The sequence below is a fragment of the Enterobacter sp. ECC-175 genome (assembly GCF_043968675.1).
In the GTDB taxonomy this organism is placed as follows: Bacteria; Pseudomonadota; Gammaproteobacteria; order Enterobacterales; family Enterobacteriaceae; genus Enterobacter.
This window is the reverse complement of the sequence record NZ_CP143776.1, coordinates 1,222,550-1,241,091: the sequence shown is the minus strand read 5'-3', so window position 1 is coordinate 1,241,091 and position 18,542 is coordinate 1,222,550. Positions and strand designations below refer to the sequence as shown.

At 60.0% G+C, this 18,542-nt stretch carries 19 protein-coding genes; 17 read left to right on the top strand and 2 right to left on the bottom strand.

Translation table 11 applies throughout. From position 1 onward, the window contains the following. Nucleotides 1-113 precede the first annotated feature (113 nt). The 9 genes from V1599_RS05835 (at nt 114) to V1599_RS05795 (ending at nt 7,627) form a co-directional block, all read left to right on the top strand. Nucleotides 114-752, top strand: coding sequence for an EAL domain-containing protein (locus V1599_RS05835; protein ID WP_297121061.1), 639 nt, complete (start codon nt 114-116; stop codon nt 750-752). Continuing rightward, the gene (locus tag V1599_RS05830) at nt 749-1,291 is read left to right on the top strand and encodes a helix-turn-helix transcriptional regulator (RefSeq protein WP_395301189.1); all 543 of its coding nucleotides are present in this window, start codon (nt 749-751) and stop codon (nt 1,289-1,291) included. Before V1599_RS05835 ends, V1599_RS05830 begins: the two co-directional genes overlap by 4 nt. Before the next feature lie 32 nt (nt 1,292-1,323). Beyond that, on the top strand, nt 1,324-1,821 hold the full coding sequence (locus V1599_RS05825) for a spore coat U domain-containing protein (protein ID WP_395301188.1): 498 nt from the start codon (nt 1,324-1,326) through the stop codon (nt 1,819-1,821). Nucleotides 1,822-1,823: 2 nt separating this feature from the next. Further along, nucleotides 1,824-2,600 carry a molecular chaperone gene (locus V1599_RS05820; RefSeq protein WP_395301187.1) on the top strand — a complete coding sequence of 259 codons (777 nt, stop codon included), beginning with the start codon at nt 1,824-1,826 and terminating at the stop codon, nt 2,598-2,600. Further along, nucleotides 2,521-4,812, top strand: coding sequence for a fimbria/pilus outer membrane usher protein (locus V1599_RS05815; protein WP_395301186.1), 2,292 nt, complete (start codon nt 2,521-2,523; stop codon nt 4,810-4,812). Before V1599_RS05820 ends, V1599_RS05815 begins: the two co-directional genes overlap by 80 nt. Then, the gene (locus V1599_RS05810; protein ID WP_395301185.1) at nt 4,803-5,759 is read left to right on the top strand and encodes a spore coat U domain-containing protein; all 957 of its coding nucleotides are present in this window, start codon (nt 4,803-4,805) and stop codon (nt 5,757-5,759) included. Before V1599_RS05815 ends, V1599_RS05810 begins: the two co-directional genes overlap by 10 nt. Before the next feature lie 127 nt (nt 5,760-5,886). Continuing rightward, nucleotides 5,887-6,627 (top strand): transcriptional regulator, encoded by a 741-nt coding sequence (locus V1599_RS05805; protein WP_395301184.1) that lies wholly within the window; start codon nt 5,887-5,889, stop codon nt 6,625-6,627. A gap of 1 nt (nt 6,628) precedes the next feature. Beyond that, a complete protein-coding gene (locus tag V1599_RS05800) occupies nt 6,629-7,102 on the top strand; it encodes a FidL-like protein (protein ID WP_297121077.1) in 474 nt (157 codons plus the stop codon). A 15-nt stretch (nt 7,103-7,117) separates the two neighbouring features. Beyond that, nucleotides 7,118-7,627, top strand: a complete 510-nt coding sequence (locus V1599_RS05795; RefSeq protein ID WP_395301183.1) for a GNAT family N-acetyltransferase — start codon at nt 7,118-7,120, stop codon at nt 7,625-7,627. Nucleotides 7,628-7,691: 64 nt separating this feature from the next. On the opposite strand, the gene tsr is transcribed toward V1599_RS05795, so the two are convergent. Together tsr and hpaR are read right to left on the bottom strand one after the other, a co-directional pair. Further along, entirely contained in the window at nt 7,692-9,356 is a 1,665-nt protein-coding gene (tsr, locus tag V1599_RS05790) for a methyl-accepting chemotaxis protein (protein ID WP_112010997.1), read from the bottom strand. Nucleotides 9,357-9,438: 82 nt separating this feature from the next. Further along, complete coding sequence (hpaR, locus tag V1599_RS05785; RefSeq protein WP_112010996.1) at nt 9,439-9,882, bottom strand: homoprotocatechuate degradation operon regulator HpaR; 444 nt, start codon at nt 9,880-9,882, stop codon at nt 9,439-9,441. A gap of 267 nt (nt 9,883-10,149) precedes the next feature. Here hpaR and hpaG point away from each other — a divergent pair, with 267 nt between their 5' ends. The 8 genes from hpaG (at nt 10,150) to hpaA (ending at nt 18,338) form a co-directional block, all read left to right on the top strand. After that, nucleotides 10,150-11,427 carry a 4-hydroxyphenylacetate degradation bifunctional isomerase/decarboxylase gene (hpaG, locus tag V1599_RS05780; RefSeq protein ID WP_395301182.1) on the top strand — a complete coding sequence of 426 codons (1,278 nt, stop codon included), beginning with the start codon at nt 10,150-10,152 and terminating at the stop codon, nt 11,425-11,427. Beyond that, complete coding sequence (gene hpaE, locus V1599_RS05775) at nt 11,424-12,890, top strand: 5-carboxymethyl-2-hydroxymuconate semialdehyde dehydrogenase (RefSeq protein ID WP_297121088.1); 1,467 nt, start codon at nt 11,424-11,426, stop codon at nt 12,888-12,890. Before hpaG ends, hpaE begins: the two co-directional genes overlap by 4 nt. A gap of 1 nt (nt 12,891) precedes the next feature. Beyond that, nucleotides 12,892-13,743 (top strand): 3,4-dihydroxyphenylacetate 2,3-dioxygenase, encoded by an 852-nt coding sequence (gene hpaD / locus V1599_RS05770; RefSeq protein ID WP_112010993.1) that lies wholly within the window; start codon nt 12,892-12,894, stop codon nt 13,741-13,743. Between the two features lie 9 nt (nt 13,744-13,752). Further along, nucleotides 13,753-14,133 (top strand): 5-carboxymethyl-2-hydroxymuconate Delta-isomerase, encoded by a 381-nt coding sequence (locus tag V1599_RS05765; protein ID WP_112010992.1) that lies wholly within the window; start codon nt 13,753-13,755, stop codon nt 14,131-14,133. 279 nt (nt 14,134-14,412) lie between these two features. Then, nucleotides 14,413-15,216 (top strand): 2-oxo-hept-4-ene-1,7-dioate hydratase, encoded by an 804-nt coding sequence (hpaH, locus tag V1599_RS05760; RefSeq protein WP_395301181.1) that lies wholly within the window; start codon nt 14,413-14,415, stop codon nt 15,214-15,216. Between the two features lie 9 nt (nt 15,217-15,225). Further along, on the top strand, nt 15,226-16,014 hold the full coding sequence (gene hpaI / locus V1599_RS05755) for a 4-hydroxy-2-oxoheptanedioate aldolase (protein ID WP_297121098.1): 789 nt from the start codon (nt 15,226-15,228) through the stop codon (nt 16,012-16,014). Nucleotides 16,015-16,061: 47 nt separating this feature from the next. Further along, nucleotides 16,062-17,438, top strand: a complete 1,377-nt coding sequence (hpaX, locus tag V1599_RS05750; protein WP_395301180.1) for a 4-hydroxyphenylacetate permease — start codon at nt 16,062-16,064, stop codon at nt 17,436-17,438. A gap of 9 nt (nt 17,439-17,447) precedes the next feature. Further along, nucleotides 17,448-18,338 (top strand): 4-hydroxyphenylacetate catabolism regulatory protein HpaA, encoded by an 891-nt coding sequence (gene hpaA, locus V1599_RS05745; protein WP_395301179.1) that lies wholly within the window; start codon nt 17,448-17,450, stop codon nt 18,336-18,338. Nucleotides 18,339-18,542: the final 204 nt, after the last annotated feature.

The window sequence follows — 18,542 nt, the reverse complement described above, 5'->3', positions numbered from 1 at the left end:
TAGATAAAAAACACTTTATATTTCCCGATTTAATTTATAAATATCCCGCAAAAAGATAAATAAATAACATGTGCTGCTCTATAAACCATCACGGAGCATTACGCACTTTTATCATGCTAACCGGCTATAAGTTCGAATCCATCCGGGCACTTCGCAGCGAAAATGTGATTGCCTGGGAGGTATTGTCCACGGCAAATCCCCACGTCGATCTCGAAGATTACTTTGGCTCGATGTCCTTGACGCAGCGTAAGGCGCACTTCTTTGCGCAGCTTCGTCATGCCATGTTTTGCGAGGCGGGAGAAAAGTATTATCTCAACGCAACATCGGATTTGCTGCTGGAAACGGACTTCCTCGACAGGATAAAAGAAGAAACGCCGTACCCGGAAAGGCTTGCGATCGAGGTCACCGATCTCCATGCGCTGGTACAGCTCAACGATGCGCAAAGCCGAACCCTGCGGATATGCATCGCAACGCTCCATCAGTGGGGGATCGAAGCGTGGGCTGACGATGTCTGCGAAGACATTCTTCCCAACCTTCTGACCAGCCAGATCCGCTTCTGCGGCATCAAAATTGACAAACACACCTTCTGGAGCGGACGCACCGAGCAGGCGAAGTTCCTGCATCTCACTCGCCAGTGCAAGCGCGTCGCCAGCAAGGTGCTGATAGAAGGCATCGAAACCGTGGGTGATTTCGAGCTGGCCCGTGCCAGCGTGGCTGACTACGGCCAGGGCTATCTGTGGGACAAAACATGACGCCATTCATTCCCAACGCTGGCTATCAGGTCATTATTCTAAGCGACAATGCTTTTTTATGGCTTGGCCTACATTCGATGATTTCAGCGGCGGTCACTCCCCGTCCGGAGATGTACTGGATCGATGACGTTACGCCTAAAGGGCTTCTGCGCCTGCAGGAACGGCTGCTTAATACCCACGTCGGACAGAACTGGCTGGTATTTACGGACGCCGCGCGAGTCTGCGACGTTAACGCCTGCCTGCGCAACGCGCGGGTCAGAGTGGTCGCGGATAACCTCTCTCTTGCGCAGCTGAGCCACAGTTTTAGCGACAAGACATTCGCTTTCGCAAACGCCGCCACGCTCTCGGATCAGGAGATGCGGGTATGCATGCTGTTGCATAAAGGATTCACTCCGGTCCGCATTGCAAAAATCCTGAAAAAATCACCTAAAACGATCTACACCCACAAGCGTAACGCGATGAACAAATTTTGCTGTCGCAGCATGGCGGATTTTCATCGAAAACTTTGCCTGCTGGACGCTTGGTCATTCTCTTTGTAATTGCACTGTTACTCATGTCAGGAAATAAGATCATGAAAATTATCACTACTGCTGTATGTTGTTCCGCTCTCCTGCTTCCTGCGGCCGCGATCGCCGCAGACAATACCGCAAGCGCGACGATGCACGTCTCACTTGAGGTGGTGAAGTCCTGCACTCTCAAAGCCAACGACCTCAATTTCGCGAGCCACGGCTCGGATGAATCGGGCGAAATTCAGGCCAGCACGCAGGTCGATATTGTCTGTACCAACGGTACCCCGTTCACTCTCTCCGCCATCAGTAACGACAGCAGCGAGAACGGCACCTTCTGGCTGAAGCCGGAAAACGGCGAAACGGGCGCCCAGAAGATCGCCTGGAAACTCTTTGCTGACGAGGGCAAGCAGACGCAAATCACCAGCACCGATGGGCTAACCGACACCGGCAACGGTCAGGAGCAGAAAGAGACGCTCTATGGCGTGATTGACGCGGGTGCCCTGACGACTGCACAGGCAGGCGCCTACAGCGACGACATCACCTTAAACCTGGTGTACTGATCGTGCGTCGTTATTTTCCCTGCCTCATTCTGTGGATCCTGACGCTGGCGCTGCTGTCACGCTACGCGCTGGCCGCCACGCTGCAGGTGGCCCCCGTCACGCTTGGTATGCAAAGCGATCAAAGAGCGGCAGCGGTCACCCTCACCAACAGTGGAAAAACGGCCATTCATGCACAGTTACGGGTATACGAATGGACACAGAAAAACGGTCAGGATGTCCTGGTCGCCACCGATAAGGTCGTCAGCAGCCCGGCGATGACCGCGCTGGCGCCGGGCCAGCAACAGCTGGTCCGCATTATCGTCATGCAGCCAGACATCCGTGAACAAGAGCAAAGCTACCGGCTGGTCATTGATGAGCTGCCGGATAGCCCTTCCCATTCGGCCAATCCCAACGGCGTGCACTTCCTGCTGCGCTATTCGATTCCGGTGTTTATTGCCGGTGCCCAGAATAGCCCCGCCGGTCGCGATGCCCTGAGCTGTGAACAGGCAGACAGCCCGGCGGTTATCCGATGCTATAACGCCGGAAAAAGCCATATTCGCCTAAGCCATCTTGAGGCCCTGACGGCCAGTGGGCAGGTTGCGGGATCGGTTAAAGGCCTGGCGGGCTATGTACTGCCCGGACAGACCGCTCTGGTGAAACTTAAGCAAGCACCACGCCATACGCTCAGCGCGTTACGCGTCTACCTCAACGATGACCTCCATGCCAGCCAGATACCCCTGCGCCCTCTCGCTTATCGCGCTCCTGCTTTGGCTACCGTTGATGCTGTCAGCCCGCGCTGATGGTGCCGCCGACACCGTGCAATGGCTGGCCATCACCGTGAATCGCGCCCCGCGGGGCGATCTATGGGCCTGCCGGGTGGTGGAAGATACGCTGTGGATTAGCGACAGCGACGTCAAAAAACTGGGGCTCCGCGCCCCAGATAACCACGGCGGATGGGTTGAACTGACGGCCCTGCCGGGCCTGAAGGTTGATATTGACCTGCTTGCCCAGCAGGTGTCGATTACGGCCGAGGCAAAGGCGCTCGAGGGGCAGCAGCATCTGACGCTCGAAAAATCGCCCCAGCAATATGCCTATCCCGAAGCCCAGCCCATCAGCGCATTTACGCTCGGCTACGCTCTCTACGCCAGCAATGCTCAGGGAAAGCGCCAGCTGAATGCCCAGACCCAGTGGACCGCGTCCGGGGTGCTGCCCGGGACGCTTAGCAGCAGCTTTTCAAGCCATGCCGGAGAGGAAAACAGCGCCGCCCGGCCCACCCATACGCGTCTTGAATCCCGCTGGCAGTGGGACAACACCGATTCGCTGACCACCCTGGCGCTGGGCGACAGCATCACCACGGGCACGCGCTGGAGTCGGCAGGTCCGCTTTGGGGGCCTGCACTGGGCGCGTAATTTCGAACTCGATCCCCATCTCAACACCGAACCGCGTAGCCGCTACAGCGACACGGCGGTCCTGCCTTCAACGGTCGATCTTTACATTGACGGGCTCAGGGAGAGCAGCCAGCGCGTCACGCCGGGGGCGTTTACGCTGGATGCTCTACCCACCTTCACCGGAAGCGGACAGGCGCAGCTGGTCATTACCGATATCAACGGCCAGCGTCGTACCGTACAGCTTGATGTATACGGGGCACCGGGAATGCTGGCCGAAGGGCTTAGCAGCGGCTCTCTGGACATCGGCTGGATGCGGCAAAACTACGCCCAGCGCTCCGACGACTACGCCGCGTCGCCGATGCTCGACGCCGGCTGGCGCTATGGGGTCAACAACCAGCTGACGCTGGCGCTACATACGGAGCAGCAGCACAAACTGCGCAATATCGGAACGGGGATTGACTGGCTGATATCCCCAAACGCCGGCATTGTCAGCCAACACGTCGCGGTGAGCGACAGCCCATACGGTCAGGGGACACAGTGGGGTCTTGGCTGGCAATGGAACGGCGGCGGGACGAGCATCTCTGCCAGCACCGTGCGTACCGATCCTGCGTTCGCCGATAATGCCCGCATGAGCGGTGCCGTGCCCGTCAGGCGCAGCGATAGCGTGTGGTTAAGCCATTCATTCTCACACCTGGGTACGCCAGGCCTGGGCTGGGTGGAACAAGACATACAGGGCAATAAACAACGCTATTTCAACGCCTCCTGGTCCGTTACCCTACCGGCGCATATTTCCGCCACGCTGAGCTATACCCGCGCGTTTACGGACTCGTCGAGCAACGTTCAGCTTTTGCTCTCGGTCCCTCTTGGGCGCCAGAACACCCTCTCGCTCCAGGCGAACCAGGATTCGCCGCGAATGGACTATCGCCACCAGCCAGACGACCAGACAGGCGGCTGGTCGTGGCAACTTGGGCAAAACGTTGGCGAACGCCGGGAAACGTATGGTGACGTGGGCTATCTGGGCCACGCCGGAGAGTGGCATGTTGGGCTGGAGAAAAGCGCAAACGCGAGCAATCAGTACGCCTCTGCCGAAGGCAGCCTGACGCTGCTGGATCACAGCCTGCACCCCCTGCGCTACAGCGAGCAGGGCTTAGCGCTGGTCTCAACGCGCGGTATCGGGCACGTGCCGGTGATGCTGGAAAATCGCCCGGCAGGCGAAACCGATGAGGACGGTTATATCCTACTGACCGACCTGCCGCGCTACCACAACAGCAAAGTCAGCATTAACCCGCTCGACCTGCCTGCCGATGTCATCGCCCCCGTCACCGACATGTATGCCAGGCCGGGTAACAGCAGCGCGGTAAAAGTCGATTTCAACGTCCATCACGCCGTGACGGTTCAGGCCAGGCTGGTCGACAGCCGCGGCACGCCGCTCCCGCTGGGCAGCATCGTTTCAACGCCACACGGCACCACCATCGTGGGACGCGACGGGTTTATCTGGCTTGAAGACCCACCCCTGCCGGGTCAACTGGTGGTGAAAACCGGTGAGGGAGAGTGCCGGGTCACGCTTCCCGCGCCGCGTACCGCGTCATCCATACAGAATATCGGAGAACAACTGTGTCATTAAGAGTGCCGTTATTATTGCTGATCGTCCTGTCCATTAAGGTGATGGCCGCAGAGTGCTGGATAACCTCCACGCCCGCCATTAACTTTGGCAACGTCGTGGCGGGCAATACCACCTCCGTCAACACCGAGGTAAAATTTAGCTGTCAGGCGGATAATCTCGGGGCGACAGAGTACATCAACGTTTGCCTCAGCAGCATCGACGCCCCGCCCTTTCAGATGATCTCGCCGGGGGACCAGGAGGGGAAACAGTACACCCTTCTCTTCCGCCTGCTTAACGGCACAGCGCGCGCTCAGGAGCTAGGGCCAGCCAGCAGCGGGAACCTGATTCAGCAGACCCTGGCCGCGGATAGCAATGCCAACGTCAGCGGCAGCTTTCCGCTTATTGCCACCATACCGTCAGGGCAAAGCCAGCTTCCGGCATACCACTATTACAACTACAACATGAATCTGCGCATCGCCTGGCACAGCGCCATGCGTCAGGATGCGCTGCAAAACTGCTCGGACGGTTCCGCAGAAGGGGAAAAAGTGCAGGGCGGCACCAACGCGCAGGCCGAAATCAGCCAGGGATGCTACATCGAGCGCGTGACGCCGCTTAACTTCGGCACCCTGAGCAGCACCGCTACCCTGCGCCCGACGCGCTCCACCGCCACCCTCACCACGCGCTGCCCAGCCGGAACCGCGTTCACGCTCGCGATGGGAAAAGGCAATCATGCCAGCGGCAATCAGCGACAGCTGTGCAACGATGAAGGCAAGTGCCTGCGCTACGGCCTCTGGCAGGATGCGGGGACCACCCAACGCTGGGGCGACCTAAGCAGCGGCGATGCGATGCAGGTCATCAACCCCGCAGGCGGCATGCAGAATTATACCGTCTACGGAGAGGTCCCGGCGCAGCCCCTGAGCGGCACGGGGGAATTCAGTGATGATGTGATAATCACCCTGACTTATTAAACAGCGAAAAATCCCGTCTGGATCAATGTTATCGGTAACAATGACGCTAAAATAGCCAACAGTTCTGCTTCATCAGGCGAAAGGCCTATTCTTTTATTCGTTATCTCTGTCTGTATTACAACACATTATGAAATACCTGCTTGCTGACGCCCTCGTCTACAATGACGAGGACGGTTCTGTTTCTCTGATTAATGCGCCGGATGAGGATGCGCAGATCCTCACCTGCACGGCCAATACCATCATGAAGCTGCTGGTGCAGCATCATGGGAACGTGGTCGAACGAGAAACGCTTCTTCACGAGGTCTGGGACAGACGCGGGCTGCAGGGGTCGAACAATTCGCTAAACCAGTACGTCAGCATTTTACGCAAATTGCTGGCAAGCCTGCTTCCCGACGTGCTGTTTATCGTCACCGTGCCTAAAACGGGCTTTATGCTCAGCGCAGACGTCACGGTCACCGCGCTGGACGAGCCGCACCCGGCAGCCGAAACGGCGACATCCTCACGGCGGGTGCGTCCGGACGTGCTGTTCTGCGGTGCGCTCACGCTGGCGGTCGTTGCGCTGTGCATCTGGATAGCGGCAATCAAGCCGGCAGGCCAGAAGCGCGAGGTCCATCTGCTGACCCATATTGGCGCCTGTCCGGTCTACACCTTTATGCCGCTGGCGGACGTTTTCCATGAGAGGGCGATTGGGCTGGCGCAGACGCTTCAGCAGGACGGTCATCTTCCGTGCCTGAAAAACTCGATTTTCTACATGCACATTCAGAGAACGCTTTTCTACGGCCACGAAGGGCGGGTGGTGCTCTCCCAATGCTCCCTCACGGAGGGTAAAGCCAGCGCCTGTCGTACGCTTTACTATTACGAGTGGTGATATGAGACACAAAAAAGTTTGGCTAATCCTCATCCTCAACCTGCTGCTGCTGGGCGCCGCGCTGGCGTGGTACTTTCACACGCCTCCGCTGTCGGTGGCCTGCGACGGAAACCTGACCTTTTCCGACCGTCGAGACAGCCATGATTTCACGTTCGACGGCGAGATCATCATGCGGTTTCATCCCGACAAAACGGGGTACATCACGCTAAACGGCAGCGTGGTGAATGCGCAGCGCAGCTGGGAGGTCTCCCGCCAGGAGATGTTCAAATGGCGCCACGTAGAGGGCGAACTGTATGAGATTGTGATTCAAAAAGTGGAGCGTTTTAGCCATGACGCTATGCCGCCAGGGGTGTTTGAAAAATACGTCGCGGGCCTGGCGCAGGGCAATAAAAGGCTCCTGACGATAGAGCGCACCCCGGAAGACGCGCTGGTGATCAGCAATTTTTACTCTCCGGTGCTGATCTGCTCGGAGTAACGCTATACTCGCGCCATGAACATCACATTCCGCCCCACCACAGAGCATGACGTTGCCTGCCTGCCCGCCATCGAGCGCGCGGCGGGCCAGCGTTTTCGCGACTCTCCTGAACTGGCGTGGCTGGCCGACGGAGACGTCATCTCTGCTGAACAGCATCGCGACTACGCCGAACGGGGATACAGCTGGCTGGCGCTGGCGAACGACCGTCCCGTGGGGTTTATCCTCACGGAAGCGCACTCTTCGTCGCTGTTTATCGTGGAGCTTTCGGTGCATCTCGACTGGCAGGGACAGGGAATTGGCCGGCAGCTTATCGCCTGCGCGGCGGACCATGCGCGCTCAGCGGGGCTGACGTCGCTCACGCTGACGACGTTTCGTGACGTGCCGTGGAATGCGCCGTTTTACGCGCGGCTGGGGTTTGAATTCGTCACTGCGCTCACGCCTGAGCTGCGTCAGAAAAGGGAAGAAGAGGCCGCGCACGGCTTCGCGTTTGAAACGCGCTGCGCCATGCGCCTGCCTCTTGGTTAATTAGAGCATTTCTCCGAATCGTTGGCCGGGTAAGGCATCGCCGCCCCCGGCACAACGCCCGGGATTAGAAGGTTTCCCAGTTGTCGCCCGCGTCGGCGGTTGCCGCTTTACGCGACATCACCGGAGAGACAACGCTTTTTGCAGCCGCCAGCTCGCGCGCCTTCATCTGCTCCTGCTGAATGCGGAACACCGCAACGGCCTGCGTCAGGCGGCTCGCCTGCTCTTCCAGCGCCGCGGCAGCGGCGGCGGATTCTTCCACCAGCGAGGCGTTTTGCTGGGTTACGCGATCCATCTCGGCCACCGCCAGACCCACCTGGTCGATGCCGCGGCTCTGCTCGTCGGACGCAGAGGCAATTTCGCCCATGATGTCGGTGACGCGGGTTACCGCATTCACGATTTCACCCATCGTTTCACCGGCGCTCTCGACAAGCGTCGAGCCCAGCTCGACGCGGCCCACGGAATCTTCAATCAGGCTCTTAATCTCGCGCGCCGCCTGGGCGCTGCGCTGTGCGAGGTTGCGCACTTCACCGGCCACGACCGCAAAGCCGCGCCCCTGTTCGCCCGCACGCGCCGCTTCTACCGCCGCGTTCAGCGCAAGGATGTTGGTCTGGAAGGCAATGCCGTCAATCACGCTGATAATATCGGCGATCTTCTGGGAACTGCCGGCGATATCGCGCATGGTTTGCACCACGTTATCGACAACCTTACCGCCTTTCTGCGCGGTTTCCGACGCGCTCAGGGCCAGGTTGCTGGCCTGGCGGGCGTTCTCGGCGTTCTGCTTCACGGTGGCGGTCAGCTGTTCCATGCTCGCAGCGGTCTCTTCCAGAGAGGCGGCCTGCTGCTCGGTGCGAGAAGAGAGATCGTTGTTGCCCATCGAAATTTCGCTCGCGCCGCTGTAGATGGCGTTCGCTCCGTTACGCACGTCGCCCACGGTGCGCACCAGCTCGCCCTGCATGTGGCGCAGAGAATCGGCCAGCAGGCCCATTTCGTTGCTGCCGTCCACGTCGATGCGCTTCACCAGGTCGCCGCTGGCGATGTGGCGAATGCTGTCGATCAGGCGGTTCAGCGGCGAAATCAGCGCCTGCTTAATGCCCAGCCAGACGGCGATAATCACCACCAGCACGGCAACCAGCACGCTAATCAGCACCCAGATAGCCTGGCTGTAAGAGCTGTTGCTGTCTTCTACCGCCTTCTGATACAGCGCGTCGTTCTGCTGCAGGTAGCTGACGTACTGTTTCTCAAAACCGTCCTGATAGCTCTGGGTCGGCTGGTCGAAGAAGGCGTTGATTTTGCCCGCGCCCAGCAGCTGGATCAGCTCGGCCAGCGCGCCGTGGTAGATATCGTAGTTGCGCTTAATCTCCAGCGCGGCGGCATCGCTTTGGCGAGGGTCGCGCGGCAGGGCTTCGTAATCCGCCCAGTTTTTCTCCGCCTGCTTAAGGGACGCCGACGCAATCTGCATCAGGTCGGAAACGGTCGCGCCGCTGCCGATATTGCTCTGATCCATCATGTAGCGGATGCCCGCGCGGTTGAGGGTATTACGGGTTTGCAGCAGCGCCACCCAGCTGCCGTTCAGCGTGGATTGCTGCTGGCGAATGGTTTGCAGGACGGTGAAATTCTCTTTGTCATGCTTGAGTGCATTAAAGAAAAGACCACCGGATGTCAGTTGAAGCAGGCCAAAAATGGCCAAAACCAGCAACAAGCTGGTGACAATCTTGATACGATTTAACATGTTTTCACTTTCCATCAGACAGATAACAGAATTTTCGGCCTGGAAGGAGAAAACTTTACGAAAATCGTACTAAAAGTGATGATTAATCCAACTCTTCTGGCTCTGCATTTTGCCGATTCCCCAGCGTAATAAATTCCTCCAGCAGCGCCGTTAGCTGCTGCATTTTCTCCGGCGTGAATTCCGCCTCAATGCGCTGATACGCCTCTTCCACCTGCGCCTGAGCGTGCTCATACAACGTATTGCCCGCTTTGGTCAGCGACACGTACAGCTTGCGCTGGTCGTTCACCGGCTTCAGGCGCAGCACCAGTCCGTCACGCTCCATGCGGGTAAGAATGCCCGTCAGGCTGGGGCGCAAAATACAGGTGCGAAACGCCAGATCGTGAAAATCCATCGACGGGTTTTCCGCCAGCACCCGCACGATGCGCCACTGCTGCTCGGTCAGGTTATGCCGCTTCACGATGGGCCGGAAGTAAGACATCGCCGCTTCCCGCGCCTGCAGCAGCGCGATGGTTAAAGAGTCATGCATAGCCACCCCAAAATTCATTAATACATAAACAATCTATAAGCGCTGGTTTTATAAACAACCCATTTTACGCTAAAAAGTCTAACAGAAATCACACATTTTAATTAACCTACTGTTTTTTATAGACATAAAAAACATGATGTAAATTTATTGTTATTCATATCACAAATTTTTCACTTCTGATTGCGAAATAACCAGCAAAAGCTTAAAACCAGATCATTAACATATTAATGAAATCACGGCCTCGATAACCGGCTGAGGAGTATGTGGATGAAAGGTACCGTTTTTGCCGTTGCGTTAAACCATCAAAGCCAGCTGGCGGCGTGGGGTGACGCTTTCACAAAGGCCCCCTACAACGCGCCGCCGAAAACGGCGGTCTGGTTTATCAAGCCCCATAACACCGTCATTCGCGCGGGTGACCCTATTCCGTTTCCGCAGGGAGAAACGGTGCTAAGCGGTGCCACCGTCGCGCTGGTGGTCGGTAAAACGGCAAGCAAGGTGCGCGCACAGGACGCGGCGGAGTACATCGCCGGATACGCGCTGGCGAACGAAATCAGCCTGCCGGAAGAGAGCTTCTATCGCCCGGCGATTAAGGCCAAATGCCGCGACGGATTTTGTCCGTTGGGGGAGCTGGCCGCGGTCAGCAGTGTGGATAGCCTGACCATCATCACCGAAATCAACGGCCGCGAGGCCGACCGGTGGAACACCGCCGACCTGCACCGCAGTGCCGCCGAGCTGCTAAGCGCCCTGAGCGAGTTCGCCACCCTGAGTCCGGGCGATGCGATCCTGCTCGGCACCCCGCAAAGCCGCGTTGAGATCCGCCCGGGCGATCGCGTGCGCGTGCTGGCGAAGGGCTTCCCGCCGCTGGAAAACCCGGTGGTCGATGAGCGCGAGGTCGCTATCGTTCAGGGCCCACATCCGAACCCGACGCTGTTCGCCCTCGGCCTGAACTATGCCGATCACGCCAGCGAGCTGGACTTCAAGCCGCCTACCGAGCCGCTGGTGTTCATCAAAGCGCCCAACACCTTCAACGGCGATAACCAGACGTCGGTCCGCCCGGACAACGTTGACTACATGCACTACGAGTCCGAGCTGGTGGTGGTGATCGGTAAAACCGCGCGCAACGTCAGTGAAGCCGAGGCAATGGACTACGTCGCGGGCTACACGGTCTGCAACGACTACGCCATCCGCGACTATCTCGAAAACTACTACCGCCCGAACCTGCGGGTGAAAAGCCGCGACGGGCTGACGCCAATTGCCCCGAACGTGGTGCCGAAAGCGGCCATTCCCGACCCGCACAACCTGACTCTGCGCACCTTCGTCAACGGCGAGCTGCGGCAGCTTGGGACCACGGCGGATCTGATCTTCAGCATCCCGTTCCTGATTTCATACCTGAGCGCGTTTATGACCCTGCAACCGGGCGACATGATTGCCACCGGCACGCCGAAGGGGCTGTCCGACGTGGTGCCGGGGGATGAGGTGGTGGTGGAAGTGGAAGGCGTGGGACGCCTGGTGAATCGAATTGTGAGTGAGGAGACGGCAAAATGAAAAAGATTAACCACTGGATCAACGGTAAAAACGTGGCCGGAAGCGAGTACTTCCACACCACCAACCCCGCCTCCGGCGAGGTGCTGGCGGAAGTGGCTTCCGGCGGCGAAGCGGAAATTCACCAGGCCGTTGCCGCCGCGAAAGAGGCGTTCCCGAAATGGGCCAACCTGCCGATGAAGGAGCGCGCGCGCCTGATGCGCCGCCTGGGCGACCTGATCGACCAGAACGTGCCCGAGATCGCCGCCATGGAGACCGCCGACACCGGCCTGCCGATCCACCAGACCAAAAACGTGCTGATCCCGCGCGCTTCGCACAACTTCGAATTTTTCGCCGAGGTGTGCCAGCAGATGAACGGCAAAACCTACCCGGTCGACGACAAGATGCTGAACTACACCCTGGTGCAGCCGGTCGGCGTCTGCGCGCTGGTGTCGCCGTGGAACGTGCCGTTTATGACCGCCACCTGGAAGGTCGCGCCGTGCCTGGCGCTCGGCAATACCGCGGTGCTGAAAATGTCTGAACTCTCCCCGCTGACCGCCGACCGCCTGGGCGAGCTGGCGCTCGAAGCGGGCATTCCGGCGGGCGTGCTGAACGTGGTGCAGGGCTACGGCGCGACGGCGGGCGACGCGCTGGTGCGCCATCACGACGTGCGGGCCGTGTCGTTTACCGGCGGCACCGCCACCGGGCGCAACATCATGAAAAACGCCGGGCTGAAGAAGTATTCCATGGAGCTGGGCGGCAAATCCCCGGTGCTGATTTTTGAAGACGCCGACATCGAGCGCGCGCTGGACGCCGCCCTCTTCACCATCTTCTCCATCAACGGCGAGCGCTGCACCGCGGGCTCGCGCATCTTCATCCAGCAGAGCATCTACCCGGAGTTCGTCAGGCGCTTTGCCGAGCGCGCTAACCGCCTGCGCGTGGGCGACCCGACCGATCCGAACACCCAGGTTGGCGCGCTGATAAGCCAACAGCACTGGGAGAAAGTGTCCGGCTATATCCGCCTCGGCATCGAGGAAGGGGCAACCCTGCTGGCGGGCGGGCCGGACAAACCGACCGATCTGCCCGCGCACCTTCGCGGCGGCAACTTCCTGCGCCCAACGGTGCTGGCGGACGTCGACAACCGCATGCGCGTGGCGCAGGAGGAGATCTTCGGGCCGGTGGCCTGCCTGCTGCCGTTTAAGGACGAAGCGGAAGGGCTGCGGCTGGCGAACGACGTGGAGTACGGCCTGGCGTCCTACATCTGGACCCAGGACGTCAGCAAGGTGCTGCGCCTGGCGCGCAACATCGAAGCCGGCATGGTGTTTGTGAATACCCAGAACGTGCGCGACCTGCGCCAGCCGTTTGGCGGCGTGAAGGCCTCCGGCACCGGGCGCGAGGGCGGCGAGTACAGCTTTGAGGTGTTTGCGGAGATGAAAAACGTCTGTATCTCCATGGGCGACCATCCAATTCCAAAATGGGGAGTCTGATATGGGCAAGCTAGCGTTAGCAGCAAAAATCACCCACGTTCCGTCGATGTATCTCTCCGAGCTGCCGGGCAAAAACCACGGCTGCCGCCAGTCGGCCATCGACGGGCATAAAGAGATTAGCAAGCGCTGCCGCGAGCTGGGCGTCGATACCATTATCGTCTTCGACACCCACTGGCTGGTGAACAGCGCGTACCACATCAACTGCGCGGACCATTTTTCAGGCGTCTACACCAGCAACGAGCTGCCGCACTTTATCCGCGACATGACCTACGACTACGACGGCAACCCGGAGCTGGGCCAGCTGATTGCCGACGAGGCGGTGAAGCTCGGCGTGCGCGCCAAGGCGCACAACATCCCGAGCCTGAAGCTGGAGTACGGCACCCTGGTGCCAATGCGCTACATGAACGCGGATAAGCACTTCAAGGTGGTTTCCATTTCGGCGTTCTGCACGGTTCACGACTTTGCCGACAGCCGCAGGCTCGGCGAGGCCATCGTCAGCGCTATCGAAAAATACGACGGCACCGTGGCGGTGCTCGCCAGCGGCTCGCTGTCCCACCGCTTTATCGACGACCAGCGCGCCGAGGAAGGAATGAACAGCTACACCCGCGAGTTTGACCGCCAGATGGACGAGCGCGTGGTGAAGCTGTGGCGCGAAGGCCAGTTTAAGGAGTTTTGCAGCATGCTGCCGGAGTACGCCGACTACTGCTACGGCGAGGGCAACATGCACGACACGGTGATGCTGCTGGGGATGCTCGGCTGGGACCGCTACGACGGCAAGGTGGAGTTTCTCACCGAGCTGTTCGCCAGCTCCGGCACCGGCCAGGTCAACGCCGTTTTCCCGCTGCCCGCGTAAGGAGCCACCGTGCCGCACTTTATTGCTGAATGTACTGACAACATCCGCGAGCAGGCCGACCTGCCGGGGCTGTTCGCCAAAGTGAACGAGGCGCTGGCCGCAACGGGCATCTTCCCCATCGGCGGCATCCGCAGCCGCGCCCACTGGCTGGATACCTGGCAGATGGCCGACGGCAGGCACGATTACGCCTTCGTGCATATGACGCTGAAGATTGGTGCCGGGCGCAGCCTGGAGAGCCGCCAGCAGGTGGGCGAGATGCTGTTTGCGTTGATTAAAGATCATTTCGCAGCGCTGATGAACAGCCGGTATCTGGCGCTGTCGTTTGAAATCGAAGAGCTACACCCGACGCTGAATTTTAAGCAGAACAACGTGCACGCGTTGTTTAAGTAAAACCGTCCCCTCTCCCTTTGGGAGAGGGTTAGGGTGAGGGGAAATCGCTGCGGCCTGATGCCCTCACCCCGGCCCTCTCCCACGGGGAGAGGGAGAAAACCATACCGCGCTCGGTCTGTCCCCTCTCCCACGGGGAGAGGGAGAAAAACGTATCGCGCCGATCTGTCCCCTCTCCCTCTGGGAGAGGGTTAGGGTGAGGGAAAATCGCTGCGGCCAGATGCCCTCACCCCGGACCTCTCCCACAGGGAGAGGGCGAAAACACGACAACAGGATATCGCCATGCTCGACAAACACACCCACACCCTGATCGCCCAGCGCCTGCATCAGGCGGAACAAACCCGGGAGCAGATCCGCGCGATCTCGCTGGAGTACCCGGAGATCACCATCGAGGACGCCTACGCCGTTCAGCGCGAGTGGGTCAGCCTGAAAATTGCCGAAGGCCGCACGCTGAAGGGCCACAAGATCGGCCTGACCTCCAAAGCGATGCAGGCCAGCTCGCAGATTAGCGAGCCGGACTACGGCGCGCTGCTCGACGACATGTTCTTCCAGGACGGCGGCGATATCCCCGTCGATCGCTTCATCGTTCCGCGCATCGAGGTGGAGCTGGCGTTCGTGCTGGCAAAACCGCTGCGCGGGCCGGACTGCACGATCTTCGACGTCTACAACGCCACGGACTACGTGATCCCCGCGCTGGAGCTGATCGACGCCCGCTGTCACAACGTTGACCCGGAAACCCAGCGCCCGCGCAAGGTCTTCGACACCATCTCCGATAACGCCGCCAACGCGGGCGTGATCCTCGGCGGCCGCCCGATTAAACCCGACGCGCTGGATCTGCGCTGGATCTCCGCCCTGCTCTACCGCAACGGCGTCATCGAAGAAACCGGCGTTGCGGCAGGCGTGCTCAACCACCCGGCGAACGGCGTGGCGTGGCTGGCGAACAAGCTCGCGCCGTACGACGTGCAGCTTGAGCCGGGACAAATCATCCTCGGCGGCTCCTTTACCCGCCCGGTGCCCGCCAGCAGGGGCGACACCTTCCACGTGGATTACGGCCCGATGGGCTCCATCAGCTGCCGCTTTGTCTAGGAGACGACCATGCAAAACGCATTTAAAGACGCGCTCAGGGCCGGAAGGCCGCAGATCGGCCTCTGGCTGGGGCTGACCAGCAGCTACAGCGCGGAGCTGCTGGCCGGAGCAGGCTTCGACTGGCTGCTGATCGACGGGGAGCACGCGCCGAACAGCGTACAGACGGTATTAACCCAGCTTCAGGCGATTGCGCCCTATCCCAGCCAGCCGGTGGTGCGCCCGTCGTGGAACGATCCGGTGCAGATCAAGCAGCTGCTGGACGTGGGCGCGCAGACCCTGCTGGTGCCGATGGTGCAAAACGCCGATGAAGCGCGGCTGGCGGTCAGCGCCACCCGCTACCCGCCCGCGGGCATTCGCGGCGTGGGCAGCGCGCTGGCCCGGGCGTCGCGCTGGAACCGCGTTCCGGACTATTTACAGCAGGCTAACGACGCCATGTGCGTGCTGGTGCAGATCGAAACCCGCGAGGCGCTGAAAAACCTGCCGCAGATCCTCGACGTGGATGGCGTTGACGGCGTGTTTATCGGCCCGGCGGATCTCAGCGCCGACATGGGCTTTGCCGGCAATCCGCAGCACCCGGAGGTGCAGGCCGCCATTGAACAAGCCATTGCGCAGATCCTCCGCGCGGGCAAAGCGCCGGGGATCCTGATGGCGAACGAGGCGCTGGCAAAACGCTATCTCGACCTCGGCGCGCTGTTTGTCGCCGTCGGCGTCGACACCACCCTGCTGGCCCGCAGCGCCGAAGCGCTCGCCGAACGATTTGGCGCGCACGTCAGCGCGGTGAAATCCAGCGTCTATTAACAGCAGCAAGCCTCACCCTACAAAAATTCCCATCAGAGGAAACAACAATGAGCGACACATCATCAGCACTGCCGGATCGGCACGATCCCGCGAACCAGCACAAGCAGCTGACGGCGCGGCAGCAGTCGGTAATCAACAAACTGTTCCGCCGCCTGATCGTGTTTTTGTTCGTGCTGTTTATTTTTTCGTTTCTGGACAGGATCAACATCGGCTTTGCCGGGCTGACGATGGGCCAGGATCTCGGACTTAACGCCACCATGTTCGGCCTTGCCACCACGCTGTTCTATGCCACCTACGTGATTTTCGGTATTCCGAGCAACGTCATGCTGAGCATCGTCGGCGCGCGCCGCTGGATTGCCACTATCATGGTGCTGTGGGGCATCGCCTCCACCGCCACCATGTTCGCCACCGGGCCCAACAGCCTGTACGTGCTGCGAATGCTGGTCGGGATCACCGAAGCCGGTTTTCTGCCCGGCATCCTGCTCTACTTAACCTACTGGTTCCCGGCGTTTTTCCGCGCCCGCGCCAACGCCCTGTTCATGATCGCGATGCCGGTCACCACCGCGCTCGGCTCGATCGTCTCCGGCTATATTCTGTCGATGGACGGCATGCTGGATCTGCGCGGCTGGCAGTGGCTGTTCCTGCTGGAAGGGTTCCCGTCGGTGCTGCTGGGCATCATGGTCTGGTTTTATCTCGACGACAAACCCGCCAGCGCGAAGTGGCTGACGGAAGAGGATAAACAGTGCCTGCACGAGATGATGGAGAACGACCGGCTGTCGCTGGTGCAGCCGGAAGGCGCGCTGAGCCACCGCGCCATGCAGCAGCGCAGCCTGTGGCGCGAGGTGTTCACCCCGATTGTGCTGATGTATACCCTGGCCTACTTCTGCCTGACCAACACGCTTAGCGCGATCAGCATCTGGACGCCGCAGATCCTGAAAAGCTTCAACGAAGGCAGCAGCAATATCACCATCGGCCTGCTGGCCGCCGTTCCGCAGGTGTGTACGATTCTGGGGATGATCTACTGGAGCCGCCATTCCGACAGGCACCAGGAGCGCAAGCACCATACCGCGCTGCCGTATCTTTTTGCCGCTGCGGGCTGGCTGCTCGCCTCCGCGACCGATCACAACCTGATCCAGCTGCTGGGGATCGTGATGGCGTCGACCGGCTCCTTTAGCGCGATGGCGATCTTCTGGACCACGCCGGATCAGTCCATCAGCCTGCGGGCACGGGCGATCGGCATTGCGACGATCAACGCTACCGGAAACATTGGCTCCGCGCTCAGCCCGTTCATGATTGGCTGGCTGAAAGACGTCACCGGCAGCTTTAACAGCGGCCTGTGGTTTGTCGCCGCGCTGCTGGTGATTGGCGCGGTGATTATCTGGATTATCCCGATGAACGCCTCGCGTCCTCGCGCCACGCCGTAAGGAGTCGCCATGTGCCAGAGCCCTATCGCCAACATTGATATCAGCAAGGAGTACGACGAAAGCCTGGGCACCGATGACGTGCATTATCAGTCGTTCGCCCGCATGGCGGCCTTTTTTGGCCGCGACATGCAGGCGCACCGCCACGACCAGTATTTTCAGATGCATTTTCTCGATACCGGGCAGATTGAGCTGCAGCTCGACGATCACCGCTACTCGGTGCAGGCGCCGCTGTTCGTCCTGACGCCGCCGTCGGTGCCGCACGCGTTTATCACCGAGTCCGACAGCGACGGGCACGTGCTGACGGTGCGCGAGGATCTGATCTGGCCGCTGCTGGAGGTGCTCTACCCCGGCACGCGGGAAACCTTTGGCCTGCCGGGGATCTGCCTCTCGCTGGCGGATAAGCCGGACGAGCTGGCGGCGCTGAAGCACTACTGGCAGCTGATCGCGCGCGAATCGACCGGGCAGTTGCCCGGACGGGAGCACACGCTGGTCCTGCTGGCGCAGGCGGTCTTTACCCTTCTGCTGCGCAACGCAAAGCTCGACGATCACGCCGCGAGCGGCATGCGCGGCGAGCTGAAGCTGTTCCAGCGCTTTACCCAGCTGATTGACGTGCATTACCACCAGCACTGGACCGTGCCAGACTACGCCTGCGAGCTGCACCTGACCGAATCCCGCCTGACGGATATCTGCCGCCGCTTCGCCAACCGCCCGCCGAAGCGGCTGATTTTCGACAGGCAGCTGCGCGAGGCCAGGCGGCTGCTGCTTTTCTCCGACAGCGCGGTCAGCGACATCGCCTGGCAGCTAGGCTTTAAGGACCCGGCCTATTTCGCCCGCTTTTTTAACCGGCTGGAGGGCTGCTCGCCGAGCGCATATCGGGCGCAGAAAGTATCGGTGTCGTAATTTCCCCTCACCCTAACCCTCTCCCCAAAGGGGAGAGGGAACGATGGCACCCTCGCCCCTTTGGGGAGAGGGCCGGGGTGAGGGGACAACGATCACAAAACTCAATCTCTCGCGAAAAGTACCCGCCGTTGTCCCAAACGTCCCTTCACGTTCCGCCCCTCTCAGGCTTCAATTGAACAACAAATACAAAACATAAATTTAACA